This window comes from Hoeflea sp. YIM 152468, from assembly GCF_029210485.1.
Taxonomy (GTDB): Bacteria; Pseudomonadota; Alphaproteobacteria; order Rhizobiales; family Rhizobiaceae; genus Hoeflea.
In genome coordinates this window covers 270,089-284,135 of the sequence record NZ_JARGET010000003.1, presented here as the reverse complement: position 1 = coordinate 284,135, position 14,047 = coordinate 270,089, and the positions used below count along the sequence as shown (strand labels likewise).

General features: G+C 61.0%; 12 protein-coding genes. 2 read left to right on the top strand and 10 right to left on the bottom strand.

What is annotated here, in order from left to right; translation table 11 throughout:
• Positions 1-13: 13 nt before the first annotated feature.
• The 10 genes from PZ897_RS01640 to ugpC form a co-directional block, all read right to left on the bottom strand.
• Positions 14-802 (bottom strand): XdhC/CoxI family protein, encoded by a 789-nt coding sequence (locus tag PZ897_RS01640; protein WP_275749320.1) that lies wholly within the window; start codon positions 800-802, stop codon positions 14-16.
• 32 nt (positions 803-834) lie between these two features.
• The gene (locus PZ897_RS01635) at positions 835-2,022 is read right to left on the bottom strand and encodes a VWA domain-containing protein (protein WP_275749225.1); all 1,188 of its coding nucleotides are present in this window, start codon (positions 2,020-2,022) and stop codon (positions 835-837) included.
• A gap of 1 nt (position 2,023) precedes the next feature.
• Entirely contained in the window at positions 2,024-2,872 is an 849-nt protein-coding gene (locus PZ897_RS01630) for a MoxR family ATPase (protein ID WP_275749319.1), read from the bottom strand.
• Between the two features lie 43 nt (positions 2,873-2,915).
• Positions 2,916-5,345 (bottom strand): aerobic carbon-monoxide dehydrogenase large subunit, encoded by a 2,430-nt coding sequence (locus tag PZ897_RS01625; RefSeq protein WP_275749223.1) that lies wholly within the window; start codon positions 5,343-5,345, stop codon positions 2,916-2,918.
• Complete coding sequence (locus PZ897_RS01620; RefSeq protein WP_275749222.1) at positions 5,342-5,842, bottom strand: (2Fe-2S)-binding protein; 501 nt, start codon at positions 5,840-5,842, stop codon at positions 5,342-5,344. Before PZ897_RS01620 ends, PZ897_RS01625 begins: the two co-directional genes overlap by 4 nt.
• Before the next feature lie 12 nt (positions 5,843-5,854).
• Positions 5,855-6,721 carry a xanthine dehydrogenase family protein subunit M gene (locus PZ897_RS01615; protein WP_275749220.1) on the bottom strand — a complete coding sequence of 289 codons (867 nt, stop codon included), beginning with the start codon at positions 6,719-6,721 and terminating at the stop codon, positions 5,855-5,857.
• Positions 6,722-6,917: 196 nt separating this feature from the next.
• Positions 6,918-8,141 (bottom strand): MHYT domain-containing protein, encoded by a 1,224-nt coding sequence (locus PZ897_RS01610; RefSeq protein ID WP_275749219.1) that lies wholly within the window; start codon positions 8,139-8,141, stop codon positions 6,918-6,920.
• Between the two features lie 294 nt (positions 8,142-8,435).
• Entirely contained in the window at positions 8,436-9,356 is a 921-nt protein-coding gene (rbsK, locus tag PZ897_RS01605; RefSeq protein WP_275749217.1) for a ribokinase, read from the bottom strand.
• A 10-nt stretch (positions 9,357-9,366) separates the two neighbouring features.
• Positions 9,367-9,819, bottom strand: a complete 453-nt coding sequence (locus PZ897_RS01600) for an RbsD/FucU family protein (protein WP_275749215.1) — start codon at positions 9,817-9,819, stop codon at positions 9,367-9,369.
• A 63-nt stretch (positions 9,820-9,882) separates the two neighbouring features.
• Entirely contained in the window at positions 9,883-10,947 is a 1,065-nt protein-coding gene (gene ugpC / locus PZ897_RS01595; protein WP_275749214.1) for a sn-glycerol-3-phosphate ABC transporter ATP-binding protein UgpC, read from the bottom strand.
• A 249-nt stretch (positions 10,948-11,196) separates the two neighbouring features.
• Here ugpC and PZ897_RS01590 point away from each other — a divergent pair, with 249 nt between their 5' ends.
• Together PZ897_RS01590 and PZ897_RS01585 are read left to right on the top strand one after the other, a co-directional pair.
• Positions 11,197-12,858, top strand: coding sequence for an extracellular solute-binding protein (locus PZ897_RS01590; RefSeq protein WP_275749212.1), 1,662 nt, complete (start codon positions 11,197-11,199; stop codon positions 12,856-12,858).
• A 131-nt stretch (positions 12,859-12,989) separates the two neighbouring features.
• Positions 12,990-14,036 (top strand): sugar ABC transporter permease, encoded by a 1,047-nt coding sequence (locus PZ897_RS01585; RefSeq protein ID WP_275749317.1) that lies wholly within the window; start codon positions 12,990-12,992, stop codon positions 14,034-14,036.
• Positions 14,037-14,047 lie beyond the last annotated feature (11 nt).

The following is a 14,047-nucleotide window of genomic DNA, read 5'->3' as shown; positions in this document are numbered from 1 at the left end:
TGGTGTATCCTTGTCAGAGTGTACGTTGGCCGCGGCGGCGAATTTCTATCATTTCAGCAACAATCGAGAACGCGATTTCGTCGGGCGTGATTGCGCCGAGATCGAGCCCCGCCGGAGCATGGATGTCTTCAAGTCGGACCGATGATACACCGGACCCGCTCAATTCGGCTTTCAGGGCGGCAATTTTTTTGCGCGAGCCGACGAAGGCAAGATATTTCGAAGGTACCTGTACTGCCGCCATGAGCGCAATGCTGTCGCCGCGGCCCTGGGTGGCGATGACCACATAATCCCGTTCGCTTCCGTCCGCCGGAATCTCGTATCCGTCGATCACGCGGTCGGTTTCGCCAAAGCTGGCATGGTCGGCTTCCGGGGCACAAATGGTGACGAAAAACCCCATACGCCGGCCGAGGTCGGCAAGCGCAACGGCGACTGGCGACGCGCCGCAAATCGTAAGATGTGGTCTAGGCAGCACCGGCTCGACAAACACATCCATGGTGCCCTGGCTCGGGCACATGTTTTTGGCATAGACGACGCCATCGCGCACCTCGCCTGCCTTGACCTGATGCTCGGACAATTGCTCGTCGGGCTGAATGCTGACAAGCCGCGACTGGCCGTCGGCAAGCGCTTGGCGTGCAGCCTTCAACACCGCGCCGCGGGCGCAGCCGCCACCGATCCAGCCCTCGGTGATGGTGCCATCGCTGCGGATCACCGCCTTGGCACCGGCCTTTGCAGCAGTGACAGATACCGTGCGCACGACGGTTGCCAGCGCGAAGGGCTCGCCCTTGGTTTTGAAATCATTCATCAGATCCAGAATGTCGGATTGCCGTGGCATGGTCATATCCTCGCCAGATAGGGTTCAAGAGCTTTGAGGCTTTCCAGATTGTGGGCTGGAGCGAACAGATCGATATGGGGCAAGGCGGCCTTCATGCCAGCGGCCTCCGGGGCATAGCCGTGCCAGCCGATCATCGGGTTGAGCCAGGCAATGCGGCGGCAGCGGCGGCGCAAGGCCTGCATCTCGACACCCAGATTTTCTGCCGGCCCGGTGTCGTAGCCATCCGAAACGATCATCACACAGGTGCGCGAATGAATGCAGCGCTTGGCATGCCAGCGATTGAAGCTGGCGAGGCTTGCGCCGATCCGGGTTCCGCCGCCGGTGCCCTGGGCCAGCAGCGACATCCGCTCCATGGCCCGCTGCGGATTGCGTTCCTTCAGCGCCGGCGAGATGTGAATCAGGCGGGTGTGGAAGACGAAGGCTTCGGCTTCGCGAAAACTGTCGAGAACGCCGTGCATGAAACGCAGGAACACCGCCGAATAGAGGTTCATCGAGCCCGATGCATCGAGCAGCACCACAAGCCGCAATGGCTTGTCCTTGCGCTTGCGCTGGATCAGTTGCAGCGGCGTGCCGCCCTGGGCGATGCTCTTGTGAATGGTCCGCCGCAGATCGAGCCTCTGGCCGGTGCGCCGCGCATGCATCCGGCGCGTCAGCCGCGCGCGCATGCTCTTGGCAAGACGCTCGGCGAGGTCGTGCGCAGCGGCCAGATCTTCCGGTTGCGAAAGATGACGGAAATCCGTTGTCGACAGAAGCTCGGTCCGTGAGGCGCCTTCGCGCTTGGACTGACCGGTCTCGGAGACTTCGCTGCCTTCGCCGCGCTCGACATGGTCGGCCTGATCGCTTTCACCGAAACCGCGCCGGCCTGCTGCTTGAGTTTGCAGGCCGGTCGGCGATTTTTGTGGTGCCCCCGAGATGCGGGTCGCAGATTTCATGCCGTGGCTCAACCAGTAGGCATCGAACAGCTCGTCGAATTTCTGCCAGTCTGATTGCCGGCTGCAGAACAGTGTTTTCAGGCTTGCCCGCAGCCGCGAGGCCCGCGCAGCATTCTTGCTGCTGAGGATCATCAAGGCATCGCGGGTTTCAGCCAGACCGACGACAAATCCGTTGTCGCGCAAGATCTGAGCGAAGCCATTGAGTTGCGTTCTGGCAGCGGCGCCGAGCGGGTTTTGTGTTGCCAGCGCGACGCTCATCTCAGGCCACCTTGCCAAGCAGACGGTCGCTGACCTCACGGGTCATGCGGGATGTGTCCTCGACCGTCTTGATCAGGCACATCAGCGTCTCATGCACCGCCTCCGGTTCATCGTGCAGATGGCGGATCTCCAGCCCGGCGAGTGTCGCCGCCCAGTCGAGCGTTTCGGCAACGCCTGGTGTCTTGCGCAGGTCTTCCTTGCGGATCAGGCTGACCATATTGGCGATCTGCAACGCCAGATCGGTGTCGATGCCGGGCAGGCGCGACAGGATGATCCGGGCCTCGCGGTCAACATCGGGATAGTCGACATAATGATAGAGGCAGCGCCGGCGCAGGGCGTCACTGAGTTCGCGGGTGCCGTTCGAGGTCAGGATGACGCGGGGGATGCTGGTCGCTGTGATGGTTCCCAGTTCCGGAATTGAAACCTGGAAATCCGAAAGCAGTTCGAGCAGAAACGCCTCAAACTCCTCGTCGGCCCGATCGACCTCGTCGATCAGCAGAACCGGGGGCTTCTCCTGCCGGATCGCGGCCAACAACGGTCGCTCCAGCAGATAGGCCTCACTGAAGATATGCTCTTCGACCGCAGACGCATCGGTGCCTTCGCGCGCCTTGATGGCCAGCAACTGACGCTGATAGTTCCATTCATACAAGGCCGCGCTCTGGTCGAGACCCTCGTAGCATTGCAGCCGGATCAGTTTGGTATCGTGGGCAAGGGCCAGGGCCCGCGCCACTTCGGTCTTGCCGACGCCGGCTTCGCCTTCGAGCAGCAACGGCCGCTTGAGACTTGCCATCAACCACAACGCCGTCGCCAGGTCGCGATCGGGGATATACCCGACCGCGGCCAATTGCATGGCGACCTTTTCCTGAGGAATTTTCACCGGCGGCTTCCTGACCCTATGTGTGCAGACCCAGCTTCTCGCCGACGGTCCAGAGACGCCAGGCATCATGCGGCATCTGGATATGACCGGCGCCGAGGAAAGCATAGGCATCATTCACGGCGTTGGAGAAACATGGCACACCGCCGACATGCGGACTTTCACCCACACCCTTGGCGCCAATCGGATGGTGCGGCGACGGGGTGACAGTGTGGTCGGTTTCCCAGTGAGGCGTCTCCACGGCGGTGGGCAGGAAGAAATCCATGAACGACGCGCCCATGACATTGCCCTGCTCGTCGTAGCGGATTTCCTGGCCCATGGCGCAGGCAAAGGCTTCGGTCAGACCGCCGTGAACCTGGCCCTCGATGATCATCGGATTGATCCGCGTGCCGCAATCATCGAGCGCGTAGAAGCGCCGGGTTTTGGCGACACCGGTATCAACATCGATGTCCATGACGCAGAAATAGGCGCCGAATGGATAGGTCATGTTCGGCGGCTCGTAATAGTTCACCGCTTCAAGGCCCGGCTCCATGTTCGGTGGAGGCGCATTGTAGGCTGCCCAGGCGATCTCCTTCATGGTCTTGAATTTCTCCGGCAATCCCTTGACCCGGAAGCGGTCGACATCCCATTCCAGATCGCCCTCATGTACCTCCATCATGTGGGCGGCGATCATCTGCGCCTTCGCCTTGATCTTGCGGGCCGCGACCGCCGTCGCCGCACCGGCGACAGGTGTGGAGCGTGAGCCGTAGGTGCCAAGACCATAGGGCGCAGTGTCGGTGTTGCCTTCCTCGACCATGATGTCGTCGGCAGGAATGCCGATTTCGGTGGCGATGATCTGGGCGTAGGTGGTTTCGTGGCCCTGACCCTGGCTCTTGGTGCCCATGCGGGCAATCACCGAACCGGTGGGATGGATGCGGATTTCGGCGGAATCGAACATGGCGATGCCGAGAATGTCGCAGTTCTTGGCGGGCCCGGCACCAACGATCTCGGTGAAGAACGAGATGCCGATACCCATCAGCTCGCGGGTCTCGCCGCGCTTGAAGGCCTCGCGTTTCTTCGCCTGCTCTTCGCGCAGTTCGGTGTAGCCAATGGTGTCCATCGCCTTCTTCATGGCGGTGTGATAGTCGCCGCTGTCATATTCCCAGCCCAGCGCCGACTGGTAGGGGAACTGCTCGGGTTTGATGAAGTTCTTGATGCGCAACTCCGCCGCATCCATGCCGAGCTTCTGCGCCAGCAGTTCCACCGCCCGCTCGATGGCGAAGGCGGCTTCGGTGACGCGGAACGAGCAGCGATAGGCCACACCGCCCGACGCCTTGTTGGTATAGACACCGTCAACCGCCAGATGCGCGGTCGGGATGTCGTAGGAGCCGGTGCAGATGTTCATGAACCCGGCGGGCCATTTCGACGGATCGGCGCAGGCGTCAAAGGCGCCATGGTCGGCCAGCACATGCACGCGCATGGCCTGGATCCTGCCGTCCTTCGTGGCGGCAAGTTCGGTGGTCATGTGGTAATCACGGGCAAACGACGTGGCCGAGAGGTTCTCCATCCGGTCCTCGACCCATTTGACCGGCACGCCCAGCACGATGGAGCCGACAACCGAGCAGACATAGCCGGCGTAAGCACCGACCTTGTTGCCGAAGCCGCCGCCGATATCGGGCGCGATGACGTGGATCTTGTGCTCCGGCAGGCCTGAAATCAGCGAAACAACGGTGCGAATGACGTGCGGCGCCTGAAAGGTGCCCCAAAGTGTCAGCTCGCCCTTGACCTTGTCGAAGGAGGCCACCGACTGGCAGGTTTCCAGCGGCGAGGGATGGGTGCGGTGATCGACCAGCATTTCCTTGATCGTGACATCGGCATTGGCGAAGACCGCGTCTGTGGCCTCCTTGTCGCCGATCTTCCATTCGAAAATGTGGTTGGGATGTTTGCGCGGGCCGTGGGCGCCCTCCATCTTATCCTGAATGTCCTCGCGCAGGATCGGCGCGTCGGGCAGCATCGACTTGAACGGATCGACGATGCACGGCAGCGCTTCGTATTCGACATCGACGAGTTCCGTGGCGTCCGACGCAATATAGCGGTCTTCGGCAATGACGAAGGCCACTTCCTGGTTCTGGAACAGCACTTTCTCTTCAGCCAGAACCGCCTGCACGTCACCGGCCAATGTCGGCATGTAATGCAGACCCAGCGGCTTGAGATCGGCGGCGGTCAGCACCGCAACAACGCCCGGCAGAGCTTTCGCACGGCTGGTGTCGATGCTCTTGATTCGCGCATGCGCATGGGGCGAGCGGACAAAATCGCCAAACAGCATGCCGGGCAGTTTCAGGTCATCGACATAGCTGCCCTTGCCTTGCGTGAAGCGGACATCTTCGACCCGCTTGCGCTTGCAGCCCATGCCCTGGAGTTTTTCGGTGCGCTCGGCGCGGTCCTGATCAATCTTGGTCTGGTCGTTCATTCTGCGGCCTCCTGGAACGGGGTCCCGTTGATTTTCGCGGCGGCATACTGGATGGACTTGACGATGTTGACGTAGCCCGTGCAACGGCAAAGATTGCCGGAGATGCCATGCCGGATTTCATCCTCGGTCGGCGTCGGATTTTCCTGCAGCAGACGGTGCGCCCGCAGGATCATGCCGGGCGTGCAGAAGCCACACTGCAGGCCATGCATCATGCGAAACCCTTCCTGCAGCGCGCTCAGCGTGCCATCCGCATGGGCGACCCCTTCGATGGTGGTGATCTCGGTGCCATGGGCTTGCACTGCGAATGTCATGCAGCTCTTGACCGACATGTCGTCCATATCGACGGTGCAGGCGCCGCAATGGCCGGTATCGCAGCCGATATGGGCGCCGGTCAGGTTCTGCTGCTCCCGCAGGAAGTGGATCAGCAAGGTGCGCGGTTCAACCAGCGCTTCCACCTTCTTGCCGTTGATCGTCAGTTCGATATGCGATTTTGTCATTGGAATTCCCCCTCAACCTTTGGCGCGGGACTGAGCCCGCTCAAGCGCGCGCCGCACCATGACGCCTGCCATTTTCGTGCGATACGCGGCAGGTCCGCGCATGTCGGACGCCGGGCTTGTGATCACTTCAGCGGCGAGCACGGCGGCGTCGACCGATGTCCTGTCGAGGCTGGTGCCCACCAGTGCGGCGGCGGCGCCGGAAGCGAGAAGCGGGGTATCGGAGACGTTGGTCAGGCCGATGGAGGCGCTGGTGCACTTGCCGTCGGCCATGGTGATGACAACGGCAGCCGCTGCCGTGGCGTAGTCGCCCACCTTGCGCTTGAGCTTTTCATAGGCATAGCCGTGCCCTGCGGCCGGAATCGGGATGCTGACCGAGGTCAGGATCTCGCCATGCTCAAGTGAGGTGAAATAGGCGCCCTGGTAGAAGTCGCGCGCCGCGATTTGACGGCTGCCTTCCGGGCCGGTCACAGAATAGGTCGCTCCCAGGCACAACATCAGAGCCGGCATGTCGTTGCCGGGATCGCCATTGGCGAGATTGCCGCCGAATGTCCCCTTGTAGCGGATTTGCGGGTCGGCGATCAGCCGCGACGTCTCGGCAATGATCGGAACATGCCGCTCAAGCGCCTCCGATGCGATCAACTCGAATTGCGTGGTCATGGCGCCAATGATGAGGGTGTCGCCCTCGACCTTGATGCCCTTGAGGTTGCCGATACCGGAAAGATCCACAAGATGGTCCGGCGAAGCCAGCCGAGTCTTCATCAGGGGGATCAGACTGTGACCGCCCGCGAGGATGTTGGCGTCCTCGCCCAGTCTGGATAGCAGGGCCACCGCATCTTCAATGGTCGCAGGACGATGGTAATCGAATGTGCCTGGTATCATTCTAGCTCCTCCCAAAGCTTGGCAATTCAAACCCTGTCATTCAATGAGCTGGAGAACTGATTTCCCGACGGGCGGCCAATTGCTCACACAAGAGGACATTGCAGTGCTGCAAACCAGCCATGGTTGCATGAACGCCGCTTATTTGCATGAAATACGGTATATCTGCACGAACTGCGTCAACAATGGTGACCTAAATTCAGAGCACGCCGGTATGTGCGCGGGTCTGATACGCGGCCAGTTGCTGTCGAAGATCGGCCACGCGGGCACGGCTGATCGGCACCGTCCGCCGCACCGGCGAGTTCAACTCCGCAATCGCGGCATCACCGGATTTCTTCACCCGGTCCACATGGGCGAGATTGACGATATAGCTGCGATGGGTCCGGTAGAATTCGGGCTTTGGCAGGCGCTCGAAAATGTCACTGATCGAGAGAGTGCAGAAAAGGTCGTCGCGCCCGTTGAAGACATAGGTGTAATGGGCGTTGGCATGCACCGAGATCACTTCGCTGGCAGCGATGTGAAACCGGTTTCCGTTCTTCTCGATCGGCAGCAGATTGTCCGAAACCATATCCGCCGTGGCGCTGGCTGTGGCATCGACCGGCCTTGCCAGGCCCTTGGTGTGATCAAGCACGGCGTCATTGAAATCATCTGTATTGTCTTCTCCCGCCTTCAGGCCGGCATGGTTCCTGGTGTTCGCCATTCGCTTCGGCACCAGTGTCAGCATGAAGATTCCGGAAATCGCAAAGGCCACGACACTGACAATCACCGCAAGGGTATCGCTCGACATGAACGAGGTCGGCGCGCCCTGCGCCGCAAAAGAAAAATCGAAACTGGTGCCTTCCATCGCTGAGTAGTGCATTCCGGACACGGCGCAGCCGAGAAAGGTGGCGCAAAGGAAAAGCGGCGGCCGCCGTTCAGCCGAAAATGCCAACCACAGCGCCAGACCCGAGGCTGTCACCGCGATTGCAAAGCTGCCAACGACATAGACCGGATCATAGGTCATGCGGGCACTGGAATTCAGCGCGATCATGCCGACATAGTGCATCGTGGCTATCCCCAGCCCCATCACACCCGCCGCGAATATCAGCAGGTGCCGGGATCGCAGGCTTGCGAGATAGACGGCAATGCCGGTCACCAGCACGCAAAGCAGCAAGGACAGCAATGTCGGCAGCACCAGATAGTCGACGTCCGCAGCCATATCCATCGACAGCATACCGATGAAATGCATGCTCCATATACCGACAGACAGGGTGATTGCCGAAGCCGCGATCAAAGCCCGGCGATTGAGCGCGAAGGCGCCGGGGATCCGCAGGGCGAGGTTTAAACCGACATAACTGGCTTGAATGGCAACGATGATCGACAGCGCAATCAGATAGAGATTGTGGTGCATAATCATCGTCTGTCGGCCTCGCTGGCCAGCCATGATGCTGGTTCCCGGATCATGAATCAAAGCTAGCATATTATGTCCGCCCGTTTCCATCGGGGTCAGACCGCCTGGTCTCATGTGTCGTCAAACCAAGTCATCGTTTGGGCATTTGACCGTGTTTCAGGCAGCGTTCCTGTGTCGAGACCGGTGAATTGCCACTGCTGGCCGAGCCATGCGATCAAGTGCCGGGCTGTATCCCGGATCAGCGGTCCGACGTCATGACAAGGCATGCTGGATGAGGTGCCCTGTCGGCGTCACCTTACCAAGGGTCGTGACGCCATGGGCCGGCCATCACTGGCGCGCCAGAAGCTCGGTTATCTCGGTGAGCGACGGCATCGAGGGGGCCGTGCCTGGCCGGGTGACCGAAATCGAGGCAGTGGCACAGCCGAACCTGACGGCGCCGGCCGGATCCATGCCGGAGGCCAGCGCCGCCGCGAAGCCGCCGTTGAAGGCATCGCCGGCGCCGGTGGTTTCGACCACCGGGCCGGCATTGAAAGCCGGCACGTGAACGCTCTTTCCATTGGCATGGTAAAGCGCACCCTTTTCGCCCAGTGTGACGACCACCGCCCGGGCCCCCATTCGGGTCAACGCCGATGCCGCCACGGTGGCGTCTTCGAGGCTGGTCACAGCGATGCCGGTCAGGGCTTCGGCTTCGGTTTCGTTGGGGGTCAGGTAATCGCACAGCGCCAGCATGCCGTCGGGCAGGGTGGCCGCGGGCGCCGGATTGAGAATGGTTATTGCACCGCCGGTCCGGGCGATTTGCAGGGCCTGCATTGCCGCATCCATCGGCTGTTCGAGCTGGGTGACGAATACCGTGGCCTGTCCGATCAGATCGCTGTGCGCAACAATGTCGGTCGGGGAAATCGAGCCGGCCACGCCGGGACAGACAATAATCGCATTGTTGCCGGTTGCCGCCTCGATAAAGATGTAGGCAGCACCGGTGTAGCCGTCATCATGCTGGGTGACCGCAGGCGTGACGCCCGCATCCGCCCAGGTCTTGAGCGCCATTTCGGCAAAGGTGTCGCGCCCAAGCCGGGTTATGAAGTGGGTTTCGGCCCCGGCTCTGGCCGAAGCCACGGCCTGGTTGGATCCCTTGCCGCCGGGCCCCAGCTTGAAACTCTCGCCCATGATGGTTTCGCCCATCTGTGGGGCACGGGCGGCACGGTAGGCTGTGTCGGCAACGAAAACGCCGAGAATGACCACATTTGTCATGGTGCTGCCTCTACCCTTCCGGCGGGATGACGCCCTTGCGCAACATGAAACAGCCATAGAACCGTCGTTCTCCTGTCTGGATCACTGCATAGGCCTGTTTGGCCAGATCGTAAAAGGCGAAGCGTTCAATGCTGACCATCGGGCGCGGCTGACCTTCGGCCGCATCGATCGCGGTCTGGACTTCCGCTTGCACCGGGGGAATTTCCCCGGGATTGCCGACGATCTCCATGCGGCCTGCAAAGTCATCGACAAAAGTGTCGAGCGGCAGCACCGAAAGGATGGCCTCGACGGCTTCCGCCGCCGTCAGATTGTCCATCCGCAGAAGATCGCCGACGACAGTCTGCCGGGCGATGGAATCGGACGGAAAATTGGTGTCGGCGACAATCAGCGTATCGCCATGGCCCATGGCGCGAAGCGCGTAGAGCACCTCGGCGTTCAATCGCGGGTCCAGTCCCTTGAGCATGCAATCCTCCTTCGTGCTTTTCTTCCCGGGCGCCGGCTTTGCCGGTTTGCTGCGCCGGTTGGGTCAATCCAGCCGTAGTCCGCTTTCTGCGTCAAACATGTGCACCATCTCCGGGCGTGGTTTCAACCGGATCGTATCGCCCGGCCGGAAGGCGTGGCGCTCTCGGAACACGGCGATGATGTCCCGGCCTGCAGCCCGGAGCACCAGATGGGTTTCCGATCCGGTGGGCTCGACCACCGCGACCTTTGCCTCAAAGCCGGTTTCATCGAGTTCGAGATGCTCTGGCCTGATGCCGAAGACAACCTTGCGGCCCTCTTCCATCCCGGCGCGATCCGGTGCGGCCAGTGATACGCCCTGCGCGTCCAGCCTCAGCGATCCGCCGTCGCGGGAGACAACGCCTTCGATCAGATTCATCGACGGCGAGCCGATGAAGCCGGCGACGAACACGTTGGCTGGCTGGTCATAAAGATCCAGCGGCGCGCCTTGTTGCGAGATATGGCCGTCCCGCATCACCACGATCTGATCTGCCATGGTCATGGCTTCAATCTGGTCGTGGGTCACATAGACCGTGGTGGTCGACAGCCGCTGGTGCAATTCGCGAATTTCGGCGCGCATCTGCACCCTGAGTTTGGCGTCAAGATTGGACAGCGGCTCGTCAAACAGGAATACTTTCGGTTCCCGCACGATCGCCCGTCCCATGGCCACGCGCTGACGCTGGCCGCCGGAGAGCTCGCGCGGATAGCGGTCGAGATAGGGTTTGAGCCCAAGAATTTCGGCTGCAGTGTCAACGCGTGCGTCGATTTCTGCCTTTGGCATACGCTGCATTTTGAGCGCAAATCCCATGTTGGCCGCAACGGTTTTGTGCGGGTACAGCGCGTAATTCTGAAACACCATGGCGATGTTGCGCTCGGCCGGCGGTAGGTTGTTGACCACATGGCCGCCAATGCTGATCGAGCCTGCCGAAATGCCCTCAAGCCCTGCAATCATTCTGAGCAGGGTTGACTTGCCGCATCCGGAGGGTCCGACCAGCACGACAAACCTGCCATCGGGGATGTCTACATCGACGCCATGGATGACTTCCACTGACCCGTAGGCCTTGTAGAGTTTCTCGATCCTAACGTCTGCCATGCCGCCCCCGTGGTTTGTTGATCTGCTTCCAACAATTGGTAACCCACGTTCATGGCGCTGTCTATCGCCTAGTCATGCTAGCATGTTAGGCGCTTGACAGCGTCTCTGGAGGGTGAAATGTTTTCTGTCTGTCCGGTTGTTCCGGACCCGGCCGTTGGGAAGATCAAGGCGTTCAACGACCAAACAATGGTCGGATTGCCTCCCTGGTCCGGACCGCATGAGGAGCGGATAACGCTAGGGAGGTGTTACATGAAAGTTGAACTGTTTGAACATGCAGTCAGGGTGGCCATGAGCCGACGCCGGCTGCTGCAAGGCGCTGCCGCGGTCGGTGGAATGGCCGCCATGGGCGGACTTGGCGTGAAAACCGCTGCTGCGCAGGATGATGTGCGCGCCGCGATCCTGAAAATTCCGGGCGTCGGCGCCGGATCGCCGACCGATGCTGATTGGCAGAAGGTCGGCGAGATGTGCCTGGCGGCCACCAAGGCCAGTGTCGCCGAAGGAGAATTCGAAGGCGTTGAGCTGACTTTCATGGGGCTGAACAACCAGAACCTTCACAACTTCCTGTTCCGTGGTTTCCTGAAGCCCTGGGAAGCCTACACCGGCGCCAAGATCAACTGGATCGACCTGGCCCAGGCCGATTACAATGCCCGTCTGCAACAGTCGATTGCCACCGGCACGGTGGATTTTGACATCATCGAGATGGGCGCACCGTTCGAAGGCGACGTCTGTGGCAAGGGGCTGGCATCGGAAATGCCGGACTGGGTCAAGGCCCAGATCGACATGGACGACTATGTCGGTTACCTCAAGGCGCCGGTCGGCACCTGGGACGGCAAGACCTACCGGATCTCGATCGATGGCGATTGCCACACCTTCGCCTACCGCAAGGATTACTACGAAAACGAGGAGTTCGCTGCGGCCTGGAAAGACGCGGGCGGAGAAGGCGACTGGGCCCCGCCCAAGACCTGGAAGGATGTGCAGGCACATTCGAAATTCCTCGCCGGCAAGAAGGACCCGCTCACCGGGCTTGAGGCGCACGGATTCCTCGACCCGCTCAAGGGCTGGGGCGGCTTCGGCTTCTATTTCCTTGAAGACCGCGCCACCGCTTACGCCAAACATCCCGATGATCCGGCGTGGCTGTTTGATTCCGACACCATGAAGCCGCGGGTCAACAACCCGGCCTTCGTCCGCGCCATCCAGGAAGTGATGGATCTGATCGCGGTCGACGGCGCCTATCCGGCCGACCAGATCAATGCCGATCCGGGGACGACGGCGTTCTCGCAGTTCCTTGCCGGCTCCGGCTCGTCGATTGCCTGGTGGGGTGATGTTGGCTCCTCGGCGCGCACCTCCGACACCTCGGTGGTGGGTGATGTGGTCAGCTTCGGCATCCTGCCGGGCTCCGATGAGGTCTACAACTCCAAAACCGGTGAGTGGGAAGCCACAGCCAACGAGGCGCCCAACATGGCCTATATCGGCTGGGGCGTTTACGTGATGGCCCGGGTCGATGGCGACGAGAAGAAGCACAAGGCCGCCTGGTCAGCAGCCGCACATCTCGGCGGCAAGGATCTTTCGCTGTGGACTTCGGCCTATCCCTCCGGCTTCCAGCCTTACCGCAACAGCCACTTCAACTACGAGGAGTGGGAAGCTGCCGGCTATGACCGGGCCTTCGTCGAGGATTATCTCGGCTCCAACGCCGACAGCTACAATCACCCCAATTCGGCGATTGAACCGCGTATTCCCGGCATCTTCCAGTACTACTCGGTGGCCGAGGATGAACTGGCCAAGGGCTTTGCCGGTCAGTATGGCTCCGCTCAGGAAACCGCTGATGCCATTGCGGCGGCCTGGGAGAAGATCACCGACCAGATCGGCCGGGAAAGCCAGATCGCGCTCTACAAGGCGTCGCTGGGCATGTAAATCCACCACTCTGACCCGACCGCCGGCGGCGACATCCGCCGGCGTTTTTGTCCAATTCGGGATGCACGCATTTGGTCGAGCAAGGCGATTACCTTCACGTTGTCACCACCGACAATCTCTCCGGCCGGAGGATGGCGATCGGTCGGGCCATGATCTGGGGCTCTGCCGGGTTCCTGGCCGTGATCGCGCTCGCGCAAACCTTGCAGGAAACCGGTCACGTCGTTTTCGGCTTCTCGACCTGGCGGCCGACGCTGTATGCCTATGTGCTGTGGGCAATTTGTCTGTGCTGGGGTCAGGTGCTGATCCGCGGCGAGCGGGGCAAGCGGGTTCTGTTTGTGCTGCCTGCGGCGCTGTTCGTGATATCGATGGTGGTGTTTCCGCTGCTGTTCGGACTTGTGATTGCGTTTTCGGACTGGAACCTGTCCTCGCCGACCGGGCGCACCTTCAACGGTCTTGATAATATCCGTCAGATGTGGACCGATGATTTCTACTGGAACGCGCTCGCCAACATGGTGCGCTACTCGCTCGCCATCATCGTCGAATACGCCATTGCATTCGGACTGGCGCTGCTGCTGAATTCGCAAATCCGCGCCCGCAAGTTTTTCCGGGTGGCCTTCTTGATGCCGCTGATGCTGTCGCCGGTGGCGGTCAGCTGGATGATCGGCAAGTCGATGATGGAAGTCCGTTTCGGCCCCCTGGCGCGGCTGGCGCGTGAGCTGGGCTGGGAGTCGCCATCGTTTTTCGGCTCACCGGAGATGGCGCGTTTCACCATCATGGTGATGGACGCCTGGACCTACATACCTTTCATGATGATCATGATCCTGGCCGGCCTGCAGGCTATTCCCAAGGACATTCAGGAGGCGGCCAAGGTCGATGGCGCCCGCGCCTGGCGCGGATTTTGGGAAGTCACATTTCCGCTGATGCTGCCGGTCTCGATCACGGTGATCCTGATCCGTGTCATCTTCAAGCTCAAGCTTGCCGACATCATCATCAATGTGACGTCCGGAGGCCCCGGCGGGGCCACCGACAGCGTCACCAGTTTCATCTTCCGCGAATATCGCGACCGCTCCAATGTCGGCTACGGCACGCTCTTGGCGATGGTCTATCTGGTGGTCATCGTGATTGCGATCACGTTGCTCATGAAACTGACCGACCGCTGGGCGCGGCCGCGATACTGAACGGCAAGGAC

What these genes read in the sequence shown, in the direction of transcription:
- PZ897_RS01615 (WP_275749220.1), bottom strand. Translation starts at nt 6,721, where the DNA reads ATGATACCAGGCACATTCGATTACCATCGTCCTGCGACCATTGAAGAT.
- PZ897_RS01610 (WP_275749219.1), bottom strand. Translation starts at nt 8,141, where the DNA reads ATGGCTGGCCAGCGAGGCCGACAGACGATGATTATGCACCACAATCTC.
- rbsK (WP_275749217.1), bottom strand. Translation starts at nt 9,356, where the DNA reads ATGACAAATGTGGTCATTCTCGGCGTTTTCGTTGCCGACACAGCCTAC.
- PZ897_RS01620 (WP_275749222.1), bottom strand. Translation starts at nt 5,842, where the DNA reads ATGACAAAATCGCATATCGAACTGACGATCAACGGCAAGAAGGTGGAA.
- PZ897_RS01625 (WP_275749223.1), bottom strand. Translation starts at nt 5,345, where the DNA reads ATGAACGACCAGACCAAGATTGATCAGGACCGCGCCGAGCGCACCGAA.
- ugpC (WP_275749214.1), bottom strand. Translation starts at nt 10,947, where the DNA reads ATGGCAGACGTTAGGATCGAGAAACTCTACAAGGCCTACGGGTCAGTG.
- PZ897_RS01640 (WP_275749320.1), bottom strand. Translation starts at nt 802, where the DNA reads ATGAATGATTTCAAAACCAAGGGCGAGCCCTTCGCGCTGGCAACCGTC.
- PZ897_RS01600 (WP_275749215.1), bottom strand. Translation starts at nt 9,819, where the DNA reads ATGCTCAAGGGACTGGACCCGCGATTGAACGCCGAGGTGCTCTACGCG.
- PZ897_RS01635 (WP_275749225.1), bottom strand. Translation starts at nt 2,022, where the DNA reads ATGAGCGTCGCGCTGGCAACACAAAACCCGCTCGGCGCCGCTGCCAGA.
- PZ897_RS01630 (WP_275749319.1), bottom strand. Translation starts at nt 2,872, where the DNA reads ATGCAATTGGCCGCGGTCGGGTATATCCCCGATCGCGACCTGGCGACG.
- PZ897_RS01585 (WP_275749317.1), top strand. Translation starts at nt 12,990, where the DNA reads ATGGCGATCGGTCGGGCCATGATCTGGGGCTCTGCCGGGTTCCTGGCC.
- PZ897_RS01590 (WP_275749212.1), top strand. Translation starts at nt 11,197, where the DNA reads ATGAAAGTTGAACTGTTTGAACATGCAGTCAGGGTGGCCATGAGCCGA.